We start from the raw sequence: 20,278 nt of genomic DNA on the forward strand, positions 1-20,278 counted from the left end.
ACCGGCGTGTAGTGCACGGAACGGCCTTGACGCAATCCTTAACTCTGGCCAGGGTGCTAGAGCAGCATGCGTATGTCTGGGACGGGTGTGAACCGGGGGGCTGGCAAAGTGACCACGAAACGACGTGGCCTTGCCGAGAGATTCCCCGCAGGGTCAGCCCACGGCCCGCATATGGCTGCTCCAATGACGAGATCGGCTACTGGGGGTAGCAACACATGACGAAGAAGACGCGTATGCGCGTCGCGCGGATCGCCGCTGGTGCGGTCATCGCCGCGGGTGCTTCGCTGACTGCGGCCGGAGCGGCGCAGGCGCTTGAATTCGGCGTCGACTCCGGCGTCGCCGACGTTCAGGTCCAGACGGGCCTGCTGGACGGGGACGACGACCCGACCGAGCCGGAAGACCCGAACAACCCGGGCGACCCGATCGACCCGCCGATCGACCCGCCGGTTGACCCGCCGGTTGACCCGCCGGTTGACCCGCCGGTTGACCCGCCGGTTGACCCGCCGGTGGACCCGCCGGTTGACCCGCCGGTGGACCCGCCGGTGGACCCGCCGGTGGACCCGCCGGTCGATCCTCCGGTTGACCCGCCGGTGGACCCGCCGGTCGATCCTCCGGTTGACCCGCCGGTCGACCCGCCGGTCGACCCGGTTGACCCGCCGGTCGACCCGGTTGACCCGCCGACCGACCCGGTGGACCCGCCGAAGGACCCGAAGGACCCGACCGCTCCGTCGGACCCGAAGGACCCGTCTTCCCCGGTCCCTGCCGGCGGGGCCGGTGACTGCGTCGTCGACTCCGACGGTGCCGCTTGCACCGACAACACGGACACCGACAGCGTCGGCAACCAGCCGGTCGAGCAGAGCAAGGGCAAGGAAGAGCTCGCCGAGACCGGTGCGGCCGAGACGACCTTCCTGGTCATCGGCGCCGCGACGATGATCGCGGGCGGCATCGGCTTCCGTATCCTGCCGCGCCTCGTCGGCGGCGGTCGCACGGTCGCCTAGGTCCGCAGCGGACCGTACCGGCGCGTAGAGGGCGCGGGTCCGGCCCGTACGCGGCACGGCACAGCACGCAGAAGGGCCCGGGAGGCGTACGACGCCTCCCGGGCCCTTCTGCGTGCCCGAACCGCTCAGGCGGCCGTACGCATACGTCTGGTAGCCCCGAAGGGGCGATGAGGGGCGGCCCCGAAGGGCCGTGCGGGCCGGATCAGGCCGCTTGGTGCGCCAGCAGCGCGAGCGCGGTCAACAGCACCACCATCAGGGCGATCAGCATGGCCGGGCTCATCCCGGCCAGCGGGCCCTGGCCCTGCTCCTCCAGCATCTGCTGCCGCACGGCGCGGCAGACGCGGCACCGGCCCTCGGTGACGGGGGACGCGCAGTTCGCGCACACCAGTCGGTCATAGGTCATGCGCATTCCTCCTCCCGCGCGGCGGAGCCGCTTACCTGCTTCTCTCCGCACAACGCTCACGGAAACGCAACCGTTCCCCCCACCACTGTGCCAGCTCGCGGCGATTTCGGCGCGGCCCGCCGGTCAAGGTCCGGCACGACCCGGTTCGTTCCAGGGGGTGATCTGCCATAAAACGCCCATTGCAGGACGCCGCCTGCACGCGTGAGCCCGGTTCGCGTATGGTCACGCTCACCTACTCCCGGCCGACCGTGGTGCATCCGTGATCCGATTCGACAACGTCTCCAAGACCTACCCGAAGCAGACCCGACCGGCTCTGCGCGATGTCTCGTTGGACATCGAGAAGGGTGAGTTCGTCTTCCTGGTGGGGTCCTCCGGCTCCGGCAAGTCGACCTTCATGCGACTGATCCTGCGCGAGGAGCGCGCCAGCACGGGCATGGTCCATGTGCTCGGCAAGGATCTCGCGCGGCTGTCCAACTGGAAGGTGCCGCAGATGCGCCGCCAGCTGGGGACGGTCTTCCAGGACTTCCGCCTGCTGCCCAACAAGACGGTCGCGGAGAACGTGGCCTTCGCGCAGGAGGTCATCGGCAAGCCCCGCGGCGAGATCCGCAAGGCCGTGCCCCAGGTCCTCGACCTCGTCGGCCTCGGCGGCAAGGAGGAGCGGATGCCCGGTGAGCTCTCCGGTGGTGAACAGCAGCGCGTGGCCATCGCCCGCGCCTTCGTGAACCGTCCCATGCTGCTGATCGCGGACGAGCCGACCGGCAACCTCGACCCGCAGACCTCCGTCGGCATCATGAAGCTGCTGGACCGGATCAACCGGACCGGCACCACCGTGATCATGGCGACCCACGACCAGAACATCGTCGACCAGATGCGCAAGCGCGTCATCGAGCTCGAGCAGGGCCGTCTCGTACGCGACCAGGCACGCGGCGTCTACGGCTACCAGCACTGACCGACGGGCTCCGGCCCCTCGTGCATTTCGAGCATCGAGTACTGAAAGGACGCCATGCGCGCCCAGTTCGTCCTGTCGGAGATCGGCGTCGGTCTCCGCCGCAACCTCACGATGACCTTCGCGGTCGTGGTCTCCGTCGCCCTCTCGCTCGCCCTGTTCGGCGGTGCGCTGCTGATGCGCGAGCAGGTCAGCACGATGAAGGACTACTGGTACGACAAGGTCAACGTCTCGATCTTCCTCTGCAACAAGAACGACGCCAAGGACATGCCCAAGTGCGCCAAGGGGGCTGTCACCAAGGAGCAGAAGGAACAGATCAAGGTCGACCTGGAGAAGATGGACGCCGTCGAGACGGTCCACTTCGAGACGGTCGACGAGGCGTACAAGCACTACCAGGAGCAGTTCGGCGACTCCCCGATGGCGGGCAACATCACGCCCGACCAGATGCAGGAGTCGTTCCGGGTCAAGCTGGACGACCCGCAGAAGTACAAGGTCGTCGCGACGGCCTTCGCCGGGCGCGACGGGGTGCAGTCCGTCCAGGACCAGCGGTCCATCCTGGACCAGCTCTTCGAGCTGATGAACGGCATGAACGCCGTCGCGGTCTACGTGATGATCCTGATGCTGGTCATCGCGCTGATCCTGATCGTCAACACCGTGCGCGTCTCCGCGTTCAGCCGGAGACGTGAGACGGGCATCATGCGCCTCGTCGGAGCCTCCGGCTTCTACATCCAGGCCCCCTTCATCATGGAGGCGGCCGTCGCCGGCCTCATCGGCGGCGTGCTGGCCTGCGCCATGCTGCTCGGCGGACGGTACTTCCTGATCGACGGCGGCCTCGCGCTCCAGGAGAAGCTGAACCTGATCAACTTCATCGGCTGGGACGCGGTCCTCACCAAGCTCCCGCTGGTGCTCGCGATCGGTCTGCTGATGCCCGCCGTCGCCGCTCTGTTCGCGCTGCGCAAGTACCTGAAGGTGTGACATGTGCCCCCTGGGGCGCACGGGCGAGTGCCCGTGCGCCCCAGGGGGCTTGTCCTAGACTCGGCGCCATGTCGGGTTGTTCGCACCGCTTCCGGCCCCGCGGCCTCTGCCGCGGGGCGGCCCTGACATTGGTCTTCGGGTGTGCCCTCGCCACCGGAGCCGCGACCGGATCTCTGCCGCAGGACCCCGCTTCCGCGGCCGGGCCGCAGACGCGTGCCGTCTCCTCCACCGTCGCCCCGGTCGACCGCGACGAGATCGAGGACGCCGCCGCCCAGGCCGAGGCGGACGGGAAGTCCGTGAAGGACGCCGCGGAGGAGGTCGTCAGCCGTAGTGGCGATCGCTGGGGCGCGGTCTACGACGAGCGGGAGTACGAGGAGTTCGAGCAGGCGCTGGACGGCTCCTACACCGGCGTCGGGCTCTCCGCCCGGCGCACCGACCGCGGCCACGTCACCGTGTCCCGCGTGCAGGCCGGCGGTCCCGCCGACCGGGCCGGCATCCGCGCCGGCGACCTGCTGCGCACCCTGGACGGCCGCGCGGTCGGCAAGCGCCCCGTCGCGGAGGTCGTGGCGTTGCTGCGCGGCGACGGTACGGGAGCGGCCGAGGGCAGCCGGGTGGAGCTCGGTTTGGCGCGGGAGGGCCGGGCCTGGACCGAGACCCTACGGCGGGCCCGGCTGACCACCGAGGCGGTCACCGTGCGGCGGCTGGGGGCCGAACCGTCGTCGGCGGTCCTGGTCAAGGTCGCCGCGTTCACCAAGGGCGCCGGGGCCGAGGTCCGGGAAGCGGTCCGTGAGGCCCCCGACGGGGCCGGGATACTGCTCGACCTGCGCGCCAACTCCGGCGGACTCGTCACCGAGGCCGTCGTCGCCGCCTCCGCCTTCCTGGACGGCGGCCTGGTCGCCACGTACGACGTACACGGGGAGCAGCAGGCCCTGTACGCCGATCCGGGCGGTGACACGGACCGCCCGCTCGTCGTCCTGGTCGACGGCGGCACGATGAGCGCCGCCGAGCTGCTGACCGGTGCGCTCCAGGACCGGGGCCGCGCGGTCACCGTCGGGTCGCCCACCTTCGGCAAGGGCTCCGTGCAGATGCCCAGCGAGCTTCCGGGCGGTTCGGTGGCCGAGCTGACCGTCGGCCACTACCGCACGCCGAACGGCCGGAACGTCGACGGCAGGGGCATCACACCCGACCTCGTGGTGGGGGAGAGGGCGCAGCAGCGGGCCGAGACGGTATTGAGTGGCCTCGGGGGTGGGTCGTAGTGCGAAAATGACCGCACTATGGCGAAGGAAAAAGACACCGGGCGCAAGATGATCGCGCAGAACAAGAAGGCGCGGCACGACTACACGATCCTCGACACCTACGAGTGCGGCCTCGTCCTCATGGGTACGGAGGTCAAGTCCCTGCGCATGGGACGGGCCTCCCTGGTCGACGGCTTCGTCCAGATCGACGACCACGAGGCCTGGCTCCACAACATCCACGTACCCGAGTACGTCCAGGGCACCTGGACCAACCACACGGCCAAGCGGAAGCGGAAGCTGCTGCTGCACCGGGCCGAGATCGACAAGCTGGCGTCGAAGTCCCAGGAGAGCGGCCACACGATCGTGCCGCTCGCGCTGTACTTCAAGGACGGCCGGGTCAAGGTCGAGATCGCGCTCGCGAAGGGCAAGAAGGAGTACGACAAGCGGCAGACGCTCCGCGAGAAGCAGGACACGCGGGAGACGAACCGCGCCATCTCGGCGGCCCGCCGGCGCCAGCGCAGCGCCTGAGCGGCGCCTGTCCCGGCGGGGCCGGCGGCCGGGCAGGAATACAGTGGCATCGTCCGGCGTTGGTCACGTACGATGGGCCGTGCACCTCAGCGAAGGTGCGCGTTTTGAAAAATCAACATGGGGATGATCGGTTTCGACAGCGGATGTCGAAGCAGGGGAAGCGAGTCGAGGAAGCGGCAATGATCTCGTAAACCATATGTCGCAAACAATAATCGCCAATTCCAAGCGCGATTCCTCCGCCTTCGCCCTCGCTGCCTAATTAGCAGCTAAGCGAAGACTCTGCGGAGTGTCAGCCCGGGGGTGGTCCCGACCCGGATCCTGGCATCAACTAGGGATCTAAACTTCTCGGCCCGGCCACGGGGCCGAGAAGGAAATCAAACAGTGGCTGGGCCTGTCGGAGGCTTGTTCGCGTGACCTCCGGGGCCGAGAAAAGCGCAGCGAACTGCACTCGGAGAAGCCCTGGTTCCGCACCGTTGGACGCGGGTTCGATTCCCGCCATCTCCACCACCCCATGTAAGCCTCCGCCCCGCGAGTTCACTCGCGGGGCGGAGGCTTTTCCCATGTCTAAGGGCTGTCCCGCCGGGAATTGCGGGACAGCCCTTAGCTTGGTCAGGGCCCCTCCAGGGCGGCGGGACGTGTCAGGGTTCCAGTACGGGGTCGGCGAAAGCGGCGATGCCCTGGCAGTCGCCGGACGCGGTGGCCAGGGTGACGCGCAGCCGCAGTACATCGGCGACCGGTACGTCGAAGGTCCGCTCCTTGCCGAGGGACAGGGTCCCGGACGCCAGGATCTTTCCGTCGCCGACGAATGTCACCTTGCCCTGCGACTGGGGGGAGTCGTCCGTGATGCCGCCGGTGAAGCGGAGGGAGGACCAGGCGCGTTCCAGGTTGTACTCGGTGGAGCTGGTCTCCCCGAAGCAGGGCAGGCGTTTGGTCAGCGCCGTTTCGAAAGCGCGGGTGTTCAGGACGGCCGGTTCGGTGTCCCATTCGGAGCCGTCCACCGGCGTCAGTGCCGTCAGGGACTGGGGCTCCCTCGCGGGGGGCTCCGAAGAGGGCGTCGCGTCCGGGGTGGCGGGCGGGTCGGCCGTCGGTGTACGGGGTGTTTCCGACGGGGCACCGGGCTCGGGGCTCGGATCGGTCGTGGGACTCCCCGAAGCCGTGCGGGTCGCCCCCGGGTGCTTGCCGGACGCGGTGTCGCCGTCGTCGGAGGCCAGCTGGGAGCCCAGGACCGCGCCCGTCACCAGCAGGACCACGGCGGCCGCCGCGCCCAGCGGCAGCAGGTACTTCGAGCGGGGCCGCCCCGGGCCGGGGGCCGCCGCGGGCGGTTGCGCCGGCGGCGGTGGCTGCGGTGCGACGTAGTGCGGGCGCGCGGAGGGCGCGCCCCCGGGCGGCGGGGCCGCCGGCCGGGGAGGGGCCGCGGCGGTGCGGGCGCGGGAGGTCGTCGTGACCACCGCCGGGCGCAACTGCCGTACCCAGCCGGTCAGCGACTCCGGCCGGCGGGCCGGGTCGGCGTCGTACAGCTGGAGCAGGGCGGCCCGCCGCTCGGGCGGCAGGCCGGTGACCTCGGGCAGCGCGGTGAACCGCTCGCGCAGCTGCTCCGGAGCCGTGGGCGGGGTCTCGCCGCTGAGCAGGAAGTAGGCGATGGCGCCGAACGCGTACCGGTCGGCCGCCGGGGAACGCACGCCTTCGTGCACCTCCGGTGCCGCGAACCCGGGGGTGAACCAGACCTCGGTCGTGCGGTGTTCGGGGGCGAGCTTGCTCAGCCCGAAGTCGACCAGGGTGGCCTGTCCGTCGGCGTCGACCATCACATTGCCGGGCGACAGGTCGCCGTGCACCACCACGCGGCCCGACGGGGTGGCGGTGCCCGAGTGGAGCCGGTCCAGCACCTCGGCCAGTTGCTCAAGGCAGCGGACGGCCTCGCGCCGCTCGGCGGGCGTCTCCAGGGTGCGTTCGGCCCGCCAGTCCCGCAGGTCCAGCCCCTCCACATGGTTCATCACCAGGTAGAGACAGCGACCGGTGCTCTCCCCGGCCCGGCCCGGAGGGTGCGGGGGCGGGCCCTCGAAGTGCTCCCGCACGCCGATCACGCCGACCCGGTGCACGAAACGGAGCAGTTCCGCCTGGTCGCTCCACGCGGCGCTGATCCGGGCGAAGCCCTCGGCCGTCATGGTGGTGCGGGTGTCCAGGACCTTCACCACGATGGGCTCGGCCTCTCCGGACAGCTCCAGGTCGGCGAGGTAGAGGACCGCCTCGCCGCCGCGTCCGATGGACCGTCGCAGCCGGTAGCGGTCGGGAGCCGAGTCCGGTCCGACGCGCAGACCTCCGGTCGTGGTCGCCATGCGAGAAGTCCCCCCGGTACGCGTGAACAGCGGCCGGATCAGCCTCTCCCAGTCATCGGCCCAGGTCAACTCCCCTTTGGCGTGGCTGCCTTGTTCCGCCGGTCGGGGTGGGCCGAAGCCGTTGCGACCGTCCCCGCGCCCGCGATGACCAGGGCGAGGGCCGCCGCGGACACCGGGGCCGTGTAGCCGGTGACCGTGCCCGCGTGCTCGACGAGCCAGCCGCCGGCCGCCGCCCCGGCCGCGATGCCTCCCAGCAGCGCGGTCACCGCGAGCGTCATGCCTTCGTTCAACTGCTCCGGGCGCGTGGACCGCTGGACCAGCGTCATGCCCGTGACCATCGTCGGCGCGGTCGCCGCCCCCGCCACCAGCAGACAGAGCGCCAGGACCGGCAGGGAGGCGGAGCCGGCGGCGGCCAGGAGCGGCAGGGACATCAGCGCCGTCATCCCGGCCAGGCACAGCAACAGCCTGAGGCGGACGTTCCGGGCGGGCCGCAGCGAGCCGTAGACCAGGCCCGCCACGCACGAACCCGCCGCCTGGAGCGCCAGGATCGCGCCCCCGGCATGCGCGATGGAGACCACCTCCATCGCCCCGAACACCGCCCCCGTGGCGAGGAAGACCGCCAGCAGCGCGGGCATCCCCGGCGTCCGCAGGGGTGAGGCCACGGTCCTCGTACGAGGGGTGACGGGCGGTTCCGTGGCGCGCTGGGCGGCGAAGACCAGGACGCCGCTCATCAGGAGCACCGCCCCCACCAGGGTGCCCGCCTCCGGGAACAGCGCCCCGCAGAGCGTCGCGGCCAGCACCGGGCCCAGCATGAAGCACAGCTCGTCGGCGGCCTGTTCGAAGGAGTTCGCGGTGTGCAGGGCCGCCGGGTCGCCCCGGTGCAGGTGCGCCCAGCGGGCCCGCGACATTCCGCCGGTGTTCGGGGTCGTCGCGGTCGCGGCGTACGCGGCGAACAGCGTCCAGGCCGGGGCCTCGTAATGCACACAGAGAACCAGGGCCAGCGAGCCCAGCACGGCGAGCGCGGTGGCGGGCTTCGCGACGCGCGCCTGCCCGAAGCGGTCCACGAGCCGGGCGGTGAAGGGCGCGACGACCGCCGTCGCGGCCAGCCCGGTCGCGGTGACGGCCCCGGCCAGGGCGTACGAACCCCGGGACCCGGCGATCATGATGACCGCGCTGACGCTGAACATCCCCATCGGCAGCCGGGCGATCAGGTTGCCCGCCGTGAACGCCCGCGCCCCGGGCGTGGCCAGCAGCCGGAGGTACGGGTTCGACGACCGCCGACGCCCGGCGCCCCCGGTCCGCCCGGCGTACCCGTTCCGCCAGGCGCCCCCGATCCGCCCGGCGCTCCCAGGTACCGAGCGCGGGGCCGCGACCAGCTGGCCGCCGGCGAGGGCGAGCAGGGGAGTGGGCGGCGGTGCGACGGCCCGGTCCGGGCGGCCGGCGAGAACGGGCCGGGGAGCGGCGGGCGGGCGGGAGGACGGGCCGGGACGGGGCGCGACGGCCCGACGGGACGGGACCGGCTGGGGGGCGGACTCCGGGTGGGGGACGGACTCGGAGCGGGGAACGGGCTCCGGCCGGGGAGCGGACTGCTGACGGGCGGCGGCGGGCGATATCGGCATACGACCAGGCTGACCGTGGACCGCCGCCCGGGTCCAACACCTTCTCCGCGCCCATTCACGCGTCTGTGTTGTGAATGGCGTCCAGCGCGGTAGATTCGCGCTGTGCCTCCCGCCGACATCGACCCCCGTCTCCTGCGCGCCTTCCTCGCCGTCGCCGACGAACTGCACTTCACCCGGGCCGCCGCCCGCCTCTTCGTCGCGCAGCAGGCACTGAGCCGGGACGTCCGGCGGCTGGAGCGCGAGCTGGGCGCCGAGCTGTTCGTCCGTACGACCCGGCAGGTCGCGCTCACCCCGGACGGGGAGCGTCTGCTTCCGTACGCCCGCCGGGTGCTCGACGCGCACGCCGAACTGTCCGGGGCCTTCAGCGGTGGGCCCGCCCGGCCGCTGCTCGTCGACCTGAACAGCGACGGCGCGACCGCCGCCCGGGTGCTGGCGCGCGCCCGCGAACTGCTGCCGGAGTGCGAGCTGATGGCCCGCTTCGAATCCGGCCTCACCTGGGCCGCCGGCGAGATCCTGGCCGGCCGGCTCGACGCCTCCTTCGGCCGGGCCGCGGGACTGTCCCCCGCGGTGCGCGCGGGACTCTTGGTGCACCCCGTGCGGTACGAGCCGATGGCCCTGATGCTGCCCGTCTCCCATCCACTGGCCGCGCGGGAGGTCGTCGCCCTGGCCGAGCTGGCCGGAGAGACCGTCTACGCGGGGGCCGGCAATGAGCGGACACGGGAGTGGACGGACCTCGCCGCGCTGCTGTTCGCCGAGTGGGGCATCACCATGGCGCCACCCGTTCCGCTCGCCGTGGGCGTGGCCGAATTTCAGCGGGTCATGTCGAAGGGTGGGCACCCCGTGCTCGCCGTCGTCGACTTCCCGGCGCTGCCCGGAACGGTGCTGCGCCCGCTCGTCGACCCGATTCCGCTCTCGCCGCTGGCGCTGGTCTGGCGCAAGGGTCTGAACCACCCCGGCGTGGACGCGTTGCGTAGCGCTGCTGACCAGTTGGCCCTTGCTGAAGGGTGGATGGTCCCCCCGTCCCGCTCCTGGCTTCCCGAGGGCGATCGGTCACTGATGCGCTCCTGATCGCCTGGGCCCTCATCGCCCTTTGCGCCCTCGTCGCCCTCGTCGCCCTCTGCGTCCTCGCCCTCGGCTGGGCCGAAAACGTCGCCGCCAAGCGCCGGCCGCGGCTCCGGCCGGACGGCAGGCGGTAGCGGACACCGCATCTCACCGGCCCGGTAACGGCCCGGTGAGAGCAAGGTTGCCCACCGGTCACCTCACGGCACCACGCCGAAACGCGGGCTCCCTAGCGTCGGGACGACACCCCGAAGCGACGGGGACACCACCCCGACCCCCCTGTGGAGGCGCGTGATGGCAGGCCGTTGGATCGAGACCTGGGAGCCGGAGGACGAGACGTTCTGGCGGGAGAAGGGCGAACGCGTCGCCCGCCGCAACCTGTGGTTCTCCGTGCTCTCCGAGCACATCGGATTCTCCATCTGGACCCTCTGGTCGGTGATGGTCCTGTTCATGGGGCCGGAGTACGGCATCGACCCGGCCGGGAAGTTCTTCCTCATCTCGACCGCCACCCTCGTCGGCGCCCTGGTGCGGGTGCCGTACACCTTCGCCGTCGCCCGGTTCGGCGGCCGCAACTGGACCATCTTCAGCGCGGTGAGCCTGCTCGTCCCGACCCTGGCCGCGTTCTGGGTGATGGAGCCCGGCACCTCGTACGCCACCTTCGTCGCGGTCGCGGCGCTCACCGGGATCGGCGGCGGCAACTTCGCCTCCTCGATGACCAACATCAACGCCTTCTTCCCGCTGCGCGAGAAGGGCTGGGCGCTCGGCCTGAACGCGGGCGGCGGCAACATCGGCGTCCCCGTCGTCCAGCTCGTCGGCCTGCTCGTCATCGGCACGCTGGGGGCCTCGCACCCACGGATCGTCCTCGGGGTGTACCTCCCGCTGATCGTCCTGGCCGGCGTCTGCGCCGCCCTGTACATGGACAACCTCCGGCCCGTGAAGAACGACACCGGGGCCGCGCTGGCAGCCGCCCGCGACCCGCACACCTGGATCATGGCGGTCCTCTACATCGGCACCTTCGGCTCGTTCATCGGCTACAGCTTCGCCTTCGGCCTGGTGCTCCAGACCCAGTTCGGCCGGACCCCGCTCCAGGCCGCCTCGCTCACCTTCATCGGCCCGCTGCTGGGCTCCCTGATCCGGCCCGTCGGAGGCCGGCTCGCCGACCGGTACGGCGGTGCGCGCATCACTCTGGCCACCTTCGCCGCGATGGCCGCCGCCACCGGCGTCGTCATCCAGGCCTCGGGGAACGCCTCGCTGCCTGTCTTCCTCACCGGCTTCACCGCCCTCTTCGTCCTGACGGGCCTCGGCAACGGATCGACGTACAAGATGATCCCCGGCATCTTCCACGCCAAGGCCCTCGCCCGGGGCCTCGACGGGGAGGCGGCCGCCGCCCACGGACGACGGCTCTCCGGCGCGGCCATGGGCCTCATCGGGGCCGTCGGCGCGCTCGGCGGCCTGGCCATCAATCTCGCCTTCCGCCAGTCCTTCCAGGCCTCCGGCGCCGGAACCGCGGCCTTCTGGTCCTTCCTCGCCTTCTACGGGGTGTGCTTCACCCTCACCTGGGCGGTATACCTTCGCCGCCCCGCTCCCGTGCCCACCAGGGGACGGCTCGGTTACGCGGAGGTGTAGGGCCTGTCGCCGGGCCTGTCGCCCCGGAGGGAGCACGGGACGACATCCTGACGTCGTACGACGTAACGGCCGGGAAATACGGGGGAACCGAGCCTGTCACGCATCGTTGACAGTCTCGGGCCTTCGCACTTCGCGTACCAGCGGAACCACGGGAGCCGGGAACACGACATGCAGGACGACGACACAACGCACGGCCCCCTCGCGGGCTTCACCGTCGGGGTGACCGCCGCCCGCCGCGCCGAGGAGCTCGCCACCCTCCTCAAACGCCGCGGGGCCGCCGTCCTGCACGCCCCCGCCCTGCGGATCGTGCAGCTCGCCGACGACAGCGAACTCCTCGCCGCCACCAAGCAGCTGATCGGCCACGCCCCCGACGTGGCGGTCGCCACCACCGCCATCGGTTTCCGCGGCTGGATCGAGGCGGCCGACGGCTGGGGCGTCGGCGACGCCCTGCTGAAGACGCTGAGCGGGGTCGAACTCCTCGCCAGGGGCCCCAAGGTCAAGGGCGCCGTCCGCGCCGCCGGGCTGACCGAGGCCTGGTCGCCCGGGTCCGAATCGATGGCCGAGGTCCTCGACCGGCTCCTCGCCGAAGGCGTCGCCGGCCGCCGGATCGCCCTCCAGCTGCACGGCGAACCGCTGCCCGGCTTCGTCGAGTCCCTCAACGCCGCGGGCGCCGACGTCGTCGTCGTCCCCGTCTACCGCTGGATGCCCCCGCAGGACATCGCCCCGCTCGACCGGATGCTCGACGTCACGGCCGCCCGGGGCCTGGACGCGATCACCTTCACCAGCGCCCCCGCCGCCGCCTCGTTCCTGGGCCGCGCCGAGACCCGCGGAGTGCTCCCGGAGATCCTCGGCGCCCTGCGCGACGACGTGCTGGTCGCCTGCGTCGGACCGGTCACCGCCCTCCCGCTCCAGGCCCGGGGCATCGACACCCTCCAGCCGGAACGCTTCCGGCTCGGCCCCCTCGTCCAGCTGATGTGCGCCCAACTCCCGCTCGCCGCCCGCACCCTGCCCGTCGCCGGCCACCGGGTCGAGATCCGGGGCCACGCCGTCCTCGTCGACGACGAGCTGCGCGCGGTGCCGCCCGCGGGCATGGCCCTCCTGCACGCGCTGGCCCGCCGCCCCGGCTGGGTGGTGGCCCGCGCCGAACTGCTGAGGGTCCTGCCCGGCAGCGGCACCGACGAGCACGCGGTGGAGACCGCGATGGCCCGGCTGCGCACGGCGCTGGGCGCGCCCCGGCTGATCCAGACGGTCGTCAAGCGCGGCTACCGGCTGGCGCTCGACCCGTCGGCGGACATGAAGTACGACCGCTGAGGGGGCCAGGAGCGTCACCGTACGGCCGCTCAGGGGCCCCGGAGCGTCACCGTCGACAGGACAGCCCTTAGCGTGACCGGATGACCGATCACCTCCACCGGATCGCCCCGGACGTGGCCTTCCGCCCCGTCGCGATCACCGACGCGCCCGCCTTCGCCGCGGCCCTCACCCGCAACCGCGCGTACATGCGCCCCTGGGAACCCCTGCGCCCCGAGGCCTTCTACACCGCCGAGGGCCAGGCCGCCCGGCTCAGGGCCCTGCTGGCCGACCGGGACGCCGGGCGGTCCATGCCCTGGGCGCTCGCGGACGACGACGGCCGGGTGATCGGCGCCTTCACGCTCTCCGGAGTCGAGCGGGGCCCCTACCGAAACGCCCGCCTCGGCTACTGGGTCGACGCGGACCACGCCGGACGCGGTCTCGCCACCGCCGCCGTCGGCGCGGTCTGCGACGCCGCCCGCGACCGGCTGGGCCTGCACCGCGTCGAGGCGGCGACCGTCACCGACAACGCCCCTTCCCAACGGGTGCTCGCCAAGGCCGGGTTCGAGCGGATCGGCACCGCGCCGGGCTATCTGCACATCAACGGCCGCTGGCGCGACCACCACCTGTTCCAGCGGCTTCTGCACGACGACCCGCCGGTCGGATGAGCGCCGCCGAGGGGGCCTCGCGCGCATGCACATGGCCGTCCAGCGGATAGTCGGGCGGCAGCGCCGGGATCACCCGCGCCAGCGCGTAACCGCACTTCTCCGCCACCCGGCACGAGGCCTCGTTGTCCACCTGATGAAGCAACTCCAGCCTGGTCAGGCCCTGTTCGGCGAACTCCGTGAACGCCCAGTCGGTCAGCGCCGTCAGGGCGCGTGACGCCACGCCCCGGCCGCGCGCCGCGGCCGTCGTCCAGTAGCCCACCTCCGCGCAGTCGTTGGCCGGATCCGGCCGCTTCAGCACGATGTTGCCGAGCGGTTCGCCGTCCCGCCCGCCCTCGGTCACGGCGAAGGCGAACCGGGTGCCCGTCGCCCACCCCGTGCGCTGCGCCTCCAGCCAGTCGGCCGCCCCGTCCGCCCCGGAGACCTGGGTGGCCAGCCACCGCCGCATCGCCGGATCCCCGTACGCCTCCAGCAGCGCGGGCAGGTCCTCCTCGCGCCACCGGCGCAGCCGCAGCCCGTCGAGGCCGAGCACGGCACTCCCGTCCCGGTGGTCCATGCGTGTCTCCCCCTCGTGATCCATGGCCGCCACGGTACGGGGGCGGGTCCCGCGCCGAGACGGGGGGCGGGTCCCGCACCGGGACGGCGGCGGGTCCCGCACCGGGACGGCGGCGGGTCCCGCAGCGGGACGACGGCGGGGGTTCCGGCCGGGCCCGGACCGGGGCACTCTGGGGGGTGGCCGTTCGACCGGTGACCCAAGGTGGTGACAGGAGCATGGCAGCGGGCAGGGGTGCGCGGATGTGGCGGTTCGACACGGGCCGGATCTGCCTCGACCTGGTGGCCACGGAGCCCGCGGGCGGGGCGCACGGGGGCTGCGAACAGCTCGACGGGCCCGCCCGTCTGGCCCGGTGGCTGGCCGACGCCCGGCTCGTCCCGTCGGACACCGTACTGACGGCGCTGGACGACACCTGGGTGGCCCGCTTCCACGAGTTGCGCTCTGCCGTCGGTCGCCTGATGGCAGCGCAGCTCGGCGGTCCCGAGGCCGACGGGGCGCTGGAGCGGGTCAACTCCCTGGCCTCCGGAGCGCCTCCGGGGCCCCGGGCGGTGCGCGGTGCGGACGGCGGCCTGGTGCGGGCCCTGAGCACGGCACCCGACTGCGCGGGGCTCCTCGCCGTCGTAGCCCGGGACGCCGTGGACCTGCTCACCGATCCGGCCGCACGGGCGGCCCTGCGCCGCTGCCAGGGCGAGGAGTGCCACCGCCTCTACCTGGACACCTCGCGCGGCGGACGGCGCCGCTGGTGCTCCGGCGAGGTCTGCGGCAACCGCGAGCGGGTCGCCCGCCACCGGCGCAGGACCCTGCGGACGGCCGACGGGCGCGGTCCGGGTGAGGAAACTCCGCCCGGCGTCGAGTGAACCGGGCCCCGCCCGACGCGACGCGCGATCGACCCCGGTCGGCAGGTGCGCTCGGGGCCCCCTTCGCTATAGGGTTGACGGCTGCCCAGTGCTGTTAAGAAGGGGGCCTCGGTGGCCGCGCAGGATGCCGCTGTCGAATCGCTGCGGGACCGGGAAATCGGTGTCGAGCAGGAGCATCTCGACCGTGTTTATCACCGCCTCGAAGAGAAGATCCACGAGGCGGAATTTCTTATGGACGACGCCGTCAAGCGCGGCCAGGTCGGTACCCCCGGCGCGCTCGCGGAGCGGGACGCCCAGGTGTTCCGGGCGGGGATCCACCTCAACCGGCTGAACAGCGAGTTCGAGGACTTCCTCTTCGGGAGGATCGACCTGCTGCTCGGCAAGGACGGGGAGCGCGGCCCGGACGGCGCGTACACCTCCGTCGAGCCGGCCGACGACACCGTGCGGGAGGACGCCACCGCGGATATCGCGGAGACGCTCCACATCGGCCGGATCGGGGTCCTGGACTCCGACTACGCGCCGCTGGTGATCGACTGGCGCGCCCCGGCCGCCGCGCCGTTCTACCGCTCCACCCCGAAGGAGCCGGGCCGCGTCGTACGCCGCCGGGTCATCCGCTCCAAGGGCCGCAAGGTCCTCGGGGTCGAGGACGACCTGATGCGCCCGGAGCTGACGGCGTTCCTGGACGGCGAGAAGCTGCCGGTGATCGGGGACGGCGCGCTGATGGCGGCGCTCGGCCAGGCCCGCAGCCACACCATGCGGGACATCGTCTCCTCCATCCAGGCCGAACAGGACCTGGTCATCCGGGCCCCCGCCGCCTCCGTCACCGAGGTCACCGGCGGCCCCGGCACCGGCAAGACCGCGGTCGCCCTGCACCGGGCGGCGTATCTGCTCTACCAGGACCGGCGGCGGTACGCGGGCGGCATCCTGATCGTCTCGCCCACCCCGCTCCTGGTCGCGTACACCGAAGGGGTGCTGCCCTCACTCGGCGAGGAGGGCCAGGTCGCGATCCGCGCGGTCGGCTCGCTCTCCGACGACGCGGCGGGCCCCCAGGGCGCGACCACCTACGACGAACCGGCGGTGGCCCGGATCAAGGGCTCCTCCCGGATGCTCCACGTGCTGCGCAAGGCCGCCCGGGGCGCGCTGGAACAGGGCCGGCCCGCGGCCCCGCGGGAGGAGGAGGGCCAGCTCTCCTTCGGCGAGGAACCCGAGCGGAGCGCCGCCGCGACGACCCCGGACCGGCTGCGCGTCGTCGCCTTCGGGGCCCGGGTCGAGCTGGCGGCCGACGAGCTCCAGCGCATCCGGCACAACGCCCTGGGCGGCACCGCCCCGGTCAATCTGCTGCGCCCGCGCGCCCGCAAGCTGCTGCTGGACGCCCTGTGGAGCAAGTCCTCCGGACGCGGCCGGTACACCGACCCCCAGCTGGTGGCGGAGCTGCGCTCGTCGTTCGACGAGGACGTCTCCACCGAGACCCCGTTCCTGGAGTTCCTCGACGCCTGGTGGCCCGAGCTGACGCCGCGCCGGGTGCTGGCCGCGATGGCCGACGAGCGACGCCTCGGCCGCTGGTCCCGGCGCATCCTCAACCAGGGAGAGGTGCGCCGCCTGGCCCGGTCGCTGAAGCGCCTCGACGCGGACGGCCAGGGGCCGCTCTCCGTCCACGACGTGGCGCTCCTGGACGAGCTCCAGGCGCTGCTCGGCACCCCGAACCGGCCCCGCCGCAAGCGCGAGGCGGACCCTCTGGACCAGCTCACCGGTCTGGAGGAGCTGATGCCGCAGCGCGAGGAGACCCAGTGGGAGCGGGCCGAGCGGCTCGCGGCGGAGCGCACCGAGTACGCGCACGTCATCGTCGACGAGGCGCAGGACCTCACGCCGATGCAGTGGCGCATGGTCGGCCGTCGGGGCCGGCACGCCACCTGGACGATCGTCGGCGACCCGGCCCAGTCCTCCTGGTCCGACCCGGACGAGGCGGGCGCGGCCCGGGACGAGGCGCTCGGCTCCCGGCCGCGCCGCCGCTTCACCCTCACCGTCAACTATCGCAACCCGGCGGAGATCGCCGAGCTGGCCGCGAAGGTGCTGGCGCTGGCGATGCCCGGCACGGAGTCCCCGGCGGCGGTCCGCTCGACCGGGGTGGTGCCCCGCTTCGAGCCGGTACGCGGAGGGGACCTGGCCGGCACGGTCCGCCAGGAGGCCGCGCGGCTGCTCGCGGAGGTGGACGGCACGGTCGGCGTGGTCGTCGCGATGAACCGGCGCGCCCAGGCCCGCGAGTGGCTCGCGGAGCTGGGGGAGCGGGTGGTGGCGCTGGGCAGCCTGGAGGCCAAGGGGCTTGAGTACGACGCCACGGTGGTCGTCTCGCCCGCGGAGATCGCGGACGAGTCCCCGGCCGGTCTGCGGGTGCTGTACGTGGCGCTGACCCGGGCGACCCAGCAGCTCACGGTGGTCTCGGGGGAGCGGGACCTGCCGGACGAGGACGGGGTACCGGACCTGCTGAGGGACTGACGCCGAAGAGGCTCGGCGAGTCAACCCGGCGCGCGGGAATCACTTCTCGGGGGTCTTTGTTACCTTGGTAGTGGCACCGGCTCGATCCAAGCCCCCGGGCCCAACCTTCGTCGCTTCGAGCGACCACTTGCCGCGAGGCGAGCATGGCGGGTCGGTGCCACCCAACCGAAGAAGACAGACCCGCGTCACCTGCTGGTGGCGCGGGTCTGTTCTTGTTTTCCCGGGCTCCCGTTTCCCGGGCTCTGCCCCCGTTTCCCGGCCTCCCGTTTCCCGGGCTCTGCCCCCGTTTCCCGGGCTCTGTTCCCTGTTTCAGGGGCCGCCCGGCCGGTTCGGGTCCCGTTGGGGGTTCCGCCGAACGGGTTGTTTCTCGTATGGTGGAAACTACTTTCCGAAAGACGGCAGTCATTACCGGCTACCAGCCGGTAGGTGCGACGATCGGGGAGCGTGTCCGGAACGCAGGTTCCGGATGTGCGGCAATGAAGCTAAGGAAAGCGAAGGACTCGGCCATGGCAACGGCGCCCAGCGTCTCGTACTCGATGACGGTCAGGCTGGAGGTGCCCGCGAGCGGCACCGCGGTCTCCCAGCTCACCACGGCCGTGGAGTCCTCCGGCGGCTCGGTCACCGGCCTCGACGTGACCGCCTCAGGTCACGAGATGCTGCGGATCGACGTCACCATCGCCGCGACCTCCACCTCGCACGCGGACGAGATCGTCGAAGGTCTGCGCGGCATCGAGGGCGTCACGCTGGGCAAGGTCTCCGACCGTACGTTCCTCATGCACCTCGGCGGCAAGATCGAGATGGCGTCCAAGCACCCCATCCGCAACCGTGACGACCTGTCGATGATCTACACCCCCGGCGTCGCCCGGGTCTGCATGGCCATCGCCGAGAACCCCGAGGACGCGCGCCGCCTCACCATCAAGCGCAACTCCGTCGCAGTTGTGACGGACGGCTCCGCGGTGCTCGGCCTCGGCAACATCGGCCCGATGGCCTCGCTGCCCGTCATGGAGGGCAAGGCGGCCCTCTTCAAGCGCTTCGCCGGCATCGACGCCTGGCCGATCTGCCTGGACACCCAGGACACCGACGAGATCGTCGCCATCGTCAAGGCCATCGCCCCCGGCTTCGCGGGCATCAACCTGGAGGACATCTCCGCGCCGCGCTGCTTCGAGATCGAGGCCCGGCTGCGCGAGGCCCTCGACATCCCCGTCTTCCACGACGACCAGCACGGCACCGCGATCGTCGTGCTGGCCGCCCTCACCAACGCCCTGCGCGTGGTGGGCAAGAACATCGGGGACGTACGGGTCGTCATGTCCGGCGCGGGAGCGGCCGGTACGGCCATCCTGAAGCTGCTCATCGCCGCCGGCGTCAAGCACGCCGTCGTCGCCGACATCCACGGTGTGGTGCACGCCGGACGCGAGGACCTGGTCGCGGCCGACCCCGACTCCCCGCTGCGCTGGATCGCCGACAACACCAACCCGGAGGGTGTCACCGGCACCCTCAAGGAGGCCGTGGCCGGTGCCGACGTCTTCATCGGCGTCTCCGCTCCGAACGTGCTGAACGGCGACGACGTCGCCGCGATGGCGGACGGCGCGATCGTGTTCGCGCTCGCGAACCCGGACCCCGAGGTCGACCCCGCGGTCGCCCGCCGGACGGCCGCGGTCGTCGCCACCGGCCGCTCGGACTTCCCCAACCAGATCAACAACGTGCTGGTCTTCCCGGGTGTCTTCCGTGGCCTGCTGGACGCCCAGTCCCGCACCGTCAACACGGAGATGATGCTCGCCGCGGCCGGCGCGCTGGCCGACGTGGTCGCCGAGGACGAGATCAACGCGAACTACATCATCCCCTCGGTCTTCAACGACAAGGTGGCTGGTGCGGTCGCCGGAGCCGTCCGGGCCGCCGCGAAGGCCGCCGCGGGCACCGGAACAGCCCCCTCCGCGTCCGTCTGACCCCACCGTTTCGGGGGCCCCTCACGGGGCACTCGCAGAACACCCCGGGCCGCACCCGCCCGTGCCGTACGGCGCGTCGCGGGTCGCGGCGCCCCAAACGCCCCTTTAGGGTGGGCGGGCAGTGGGCCCTGCGGGGCCCGGCATCCGCTGCGGTCCGCTCGGCCAAGTCGACGGAGCGTCACCACGAGCGAACCGTGGCGCTTTTCATTGACCCCGAAGGGTTCCGGATTGGCTTTCCCGCCGCTGGTGGGGGCAGGATGCGTAATCGGGCGAGAGGGTCTGACATCAGACCCGGGTCCGGGGACTGTCAGAGGGCCCTGGCAGCATCGGCTTCGATCTCACGCCTCACAGGCAAGAAGAACACGGGAGTAACAACATGAACCGCAGTGAGCTGGTGGCCGCCCTGGCCGACCGCGCCGAGGTGACTCGCAAGGACGCCGACGCCGTGCTGGCCGCGCTCGCCGAGACCGTCGGTGAGATCGTCGCCAAGGGCGACGAGAAGGTCACCATCCCCGGCTTCCTGACCTTCGAGCGCACCCACCGTGCCGCTCGCACCGCTCGCAACCCGCAGACCGGCGACCCGATCAACATCCCCGCCGGCTACAGCGTGAAGGTCTCCGCGGGCTCGAAGCTCAAGGAAGCCGCCAAGGGCAAGTAACCCTCAACGGCGCAACAGAGGGCGGCCACTCCCGACCAGGAGTGGCCGCCCTCGCGCATGCCGGAGGCACATGCGCCCCGCAGGAGCCCCCGCACAGTGC

General features: G+C 72.1%; 17 protein-coding genes and 1 other RNA gene. 14 read left to right on the plus strand and 4 right to left on the minus strand.

From position 1 onward, the window contains the following. Window positions 1-215: 215 nt before the first annotated feature. A complete protein-coding gene (locus tag ACH4KB_RS30125; RefSeq protein ID WP_398069005.1) occupies window positions 216-998 on the plus strand; it encodes an LPXTG cell wall anchor domain-containing protein in 783 nt (260 codons plus the stop codon). Between the two features lie 202 nt (window positions 999-1,200). Here the strand turns inward: ACH4KB_RS30125 and ACH4KB_RS30130 are convergent, their stop codons facing one another. Further along, window positions 1,201-1,401 (minus strand): hypothetical protein, encoded by a 201-nt coding sequence (locus tag ACH4KB_RS30130; protein ID WP_265601304.1) that lies wholly within the window; start codon window positions 1,399-1,401, stop codon window positions 1,201-1,203. Between the two features lie 259 nt (window positions 1,402-1,660). On the opposite strand from ACH4KB_RS30130, the gene ftsE reads away from it, so the two are divergent. From ftsE to ssrA, 5 genes are all read left to right on the plus strand, one after another. After that, complete coding sequence (ftsE, locus tag ACH4KB_RS30135; protein WP_003968787.1) at window positions 1,661-2,350, plus strand: cell division ATP-binding protein FtsE; 690 nt, start codon at window positions 1,661-1,663, stop codon at window positions 2,348-2,350. Window positions 2,351-2,404: 54 nt separating this feature from the next. Beyond that, entirely contained in the window at window positions 2,405-3,322 is a 918-nt protein-coding gene (ftsX, locus tag ACH4KB_RS30140) for a permease-like cell division protein FtsX (protein WP_097871215.1), read from the plus strand. A gap of 68 nt (window positions 3,323-3,390) precedes the next feature. Beyond that, window positions 3,391-4,578, plus strand: coding sequence for a S41 family peptidase (locus tag ACH4KB_RS30145; RefSeq protein WP_398069006.1), 1,188 nt, complete (start codon window positions 3,391-3,393; stop codon window positions 4,576-4,578). An 18-nt stretch (window positions 4,579-4,596) separates the two neighbouring features. Next, the gene (gene smpB / locus ACH4KB_RS30150) at window positions 4,597-5,085 is read left to right on the plus strand and encodes an SsrA-binding protein SmpB (RefSeq protein WP_397917159.1); all 489 of its coding nucleotides are present in this window, start codon (window positions 4,597-4,599) and stop codon (window positions 5,083-5,085) included. 119 nt (window positions 5,086-5,204) lie between these two features. Continuing rightward, window positions 5,205-5,592, plus strand: a transfer-messenger RNA (tmRNA) gene (gene ssrA, locus ACH4KB_RS30155). Window positions 5,593-5,723: 131 nt separating this feature from the next. Here ssrA and ACH4KB_RS30160 read toward each other — a convergent pair. After that, on the minus strand, window positions 5,724-7,418 hold the full coding sequence (locus ACH4KB_RS30160) for a protein kinase (protein WP_398069007.1): 1,695 nt from the start codon (window positions 7,416-7,418) through the stop codon (window positions 5,724-5,726). A 65-nt stretch (window positions 7,419-7,483) separates the two neighbouring features. Next, on the minus strand, window positions 7,484-9,037 hold the full coding sequence (locus ACH4KB_RS30165; protein WP_398069008.1) for an MFS transporter: 1,554 nt from the start codon (window positions 9,035-9,037) through the stop codon (window positions 7,484-7,486). A 102-nt stretch (window positions 9,038-9,139) separates the two neighbouring features. On the opposite strand from ACH4KB_RS30165, the gene ACH4KB_RS30170 reads away from it, so the two are divergent. From ACH4KB_RS30170 to ACH4KB_RS30185, 4 genes are all read left to right on the plus strand, one after another. Continuing rightward, the gene (locus tag ACH4KB_RS30170; protein WP_398069009.1) at window positions 9,140-10,105 is read left to right on the plus strand and encodes a LysR family transcriptional regulator; all 966 of its coding nucleotides are present in this window, start codon (window positions 9,140-9,142) and stop codon (window positions 10,103-10,105) included. Window positions 10,106-10,390: 285 nt separating this feature from the next. Next, window positions 10,391-11,722, plus strand: coding sequence for a nitrate/nitrite transporter (locus ACH4KB_RS30175; protein WP_398069010.1), 1,332 nt, complete (start codon window positions 10,391-10,393; stop codon window positions 11,720-11,722). A 168-nt stretch (window positions 11,723-11,890) separates the two neighbouring features. Next, window positions 11,891-13,033, plus strand: a complete 1,143-nt coding sequence (locus ACH4KB_RS30180) for a uroporphyrinogen-III synthase (RefSeq protein ID WP_398069011.1) — start codon at window positions 11,891-11,893, stop codon at window positions 13,031-13,033. A gap of 80 nt (window positions 13,034-13,113) precedes the next feature. Further along, window positions 13,114-13,677: a GNAT family N-acetyltransferase gene (locus tag ACH4KB_RS30185; RefSeq protein ID WP_398069012.1), complete on the plus strand. Its 564-nt coding sequence runs from the start codon at window positions 13,114-13,116 to the stop codon at window positions 13,675-13,677. Here ACH4KB_RS30185 and ACH4KB_RS30190 read toward each other — a convergent pair. Further along, window positions 13,610-14,230, minus strand: coding sequence for a GNAT family N-acetyltransferase (locus tag ACH4KB_RS30190; protein WP_398069089.1), 621 nt, complete (start codon window positions 14,228-14,230; stop codon window positions 13,610-13,612). The two genes, ACH4KB_RS30185 and ACH4KB_RS30190, sit on opposite strands and share 68 nt — an antisense overlap. A 215-nt stretch (window positions 14,231-14,445) precedes the next feature. On the opposite strand from ACH4KB_RS30190, the gene ACH4KB_RS30195 reads away from it, so the two are divergent. From ACH4KB_RS30195 to ACH4KB_RS30210, 4 genes are all read left to right on the plus strand, one after another. Beyond that, window positions 14,446-15,084 carry a CGNR zinc finger domain-containing protein gene (locus ACH4KB_RS30195; RefSeq protein WP_398069013.1) on the plus strand — a complete coding sequence of 213 codons (639 nt, stop codon included), beginning with the start codon at window positions 14,446-14,448 and terminating at the stop codon, window positions 15,082-15,084. 111 nt (window positions 15,085-15,195) lie between these two features. Beyond that, window positions 15,196-17,577, plus strand: a complete 2,382-nt coding sequence (locus ACH4KB_RS30200; RefSeq protein WP_398069014.1) for a HelD family protein — start codon at window positions 15,196-15,198, stop codon at window positions 17,575-17,577. A gap of 506 nt (window positions 17,578-18,083) precedes the next feature. After that, window positions 18,084-19,520, plus strand: a complete 1,437-nt coding sequence (locus tag ACH4KB_RS30205; RefSeq protein WP_398069015.1) for an NAD-dependent malic enzyme — start codon at window positions 18,084-18,086, stop codon at window positions 19,518-19,520. 376 nt (window positions 19,521-19,896) lie between these two features. Continuing rightward, complete coding sequence (locus ACH4KB_RS30210) at window positions 19,897-20,178, plus strand: HU family DNA-binding protein (RefSeq protein ID WP_003968811.1); 282 nt, start codon at window positions 19,897-19,899, stop codon at window positions 20,176-20,178. Window positions 20,179-20,278 lie beyond the last annotated feature (100 nt).

Source organism: Streptomyces sp. NPDC017520 (genome assembly GCF_044329855.1).
Classification (GTDB): domain Bacteria; phylum Actinomycetota; class Actinomycetes; order Streptomycetales; family Streptomycetaceae; genus Streptomyces.

Excerpts from the sequence above, each read along its gene's own strand:
- ACH4KB_RS30160 (WP_398069007.1), bottom strand. The coding sequence starts at position 7,418 with ATGGCGACCACGACCGGAGGTCTGCGCGTCGGACCGGACTCGGCTCCC.
- ACH4KB_RS30190 (WP_398069089.1), bottom strand. The coding sequence starts at position 14,230 with ATGGACCACCGGGACGGGAGTGCCGTGCTCGGCCTCGACGGGCTGCGG.
- ACH4KB_RS30210 (WP_003968811.1), top strand. The coding sequence starts at position 19,897 with ATGAACCGCAGTGAGCTGGTGGCCGCCCTGGCCGACCGCGCCGAGGTG.
- ACH4KB_RS30185 (WP_398069012.1), top strand. The coding sequence starts at position 13,114 with ATGACCGATCACCTCCACCGGATCGCCCCGGACGTGGCCTTCCGCCCC.
- ACH4KB_RS30195 (WP_398069013.1), top strand. The coding sequence starts at position 14,446 with ATGGCAGCGGGCAGGGGTGCGCGGATGTGGCGGTTCGACACGGGCCGG.
- ACH4KB_RS30205 (WP_398069015.1), top strand. The coding sequence starts at position 18,084 with ATGGCAACGGCGCCCAGCGTCTCGTACTCGATGACGGTCAGGCTGGAG.
- ACH4KB_RS30165 (WP_398069008.1), bottom strand. The coding sequence starts at position 9,037 with ATGCCGATATCGCCCGCCGCCGCCCGTCAGCAGTCCGCTCCCCGGCCG.
- smpB (WP_397917159.1), top strand. The coding sequence starts at position 4,597 with ATGGCGAAGGAAAAAGACACCGGGCGCAAGATGATCGCGCAGAACAAG.
- ACH4KB_RS30130 (WP_265601304.1), bottom strand. The coding sequence starts at position 1,401 with ATGACCTATGACCGACTGGTGTGCGCGAACTGCGCGTCCCCCGTCACC.
- ACH4KB_RS30145 (WP_398069006.1), top strand. The coding sequence starts at position 3,391 with ATGTCGGGTTGTTCGCACCGCTTCCGGCCCCGCGGCCTCTGCCGCGGG.
- ftsX (WP_097871215.1), top strand. The coding sequence starts at position 2,405 with ATGCGCGCCCAGTTCGTCCTGTCGGAGATCGGCGTCGGTCTCCGCCGC.
- ACH4KB_RS30125 (WP_398069005.1), top strand. The coding sequence starts at position 216 with ATGACGAAGAAGACGCGTATGCGCGTCGCGCGGATCGCCGCTGGTGCG.
- ACH4KB_RS30180 (WP_398069011.1), top strand. The coding sequence starts at position 11,891 with ATGCAGGACGACGACACAACGCACGGCCCCCTCGCGGGCTTCACCGTC.
- ACH4KB_RS30175 (WP_398069010.1), top strand. The coding sequence starts at position 10,391 with ATGGCAGGCCGTTGGATCGAGACCTGGGAGCCGGAGGACGAGACGTTC.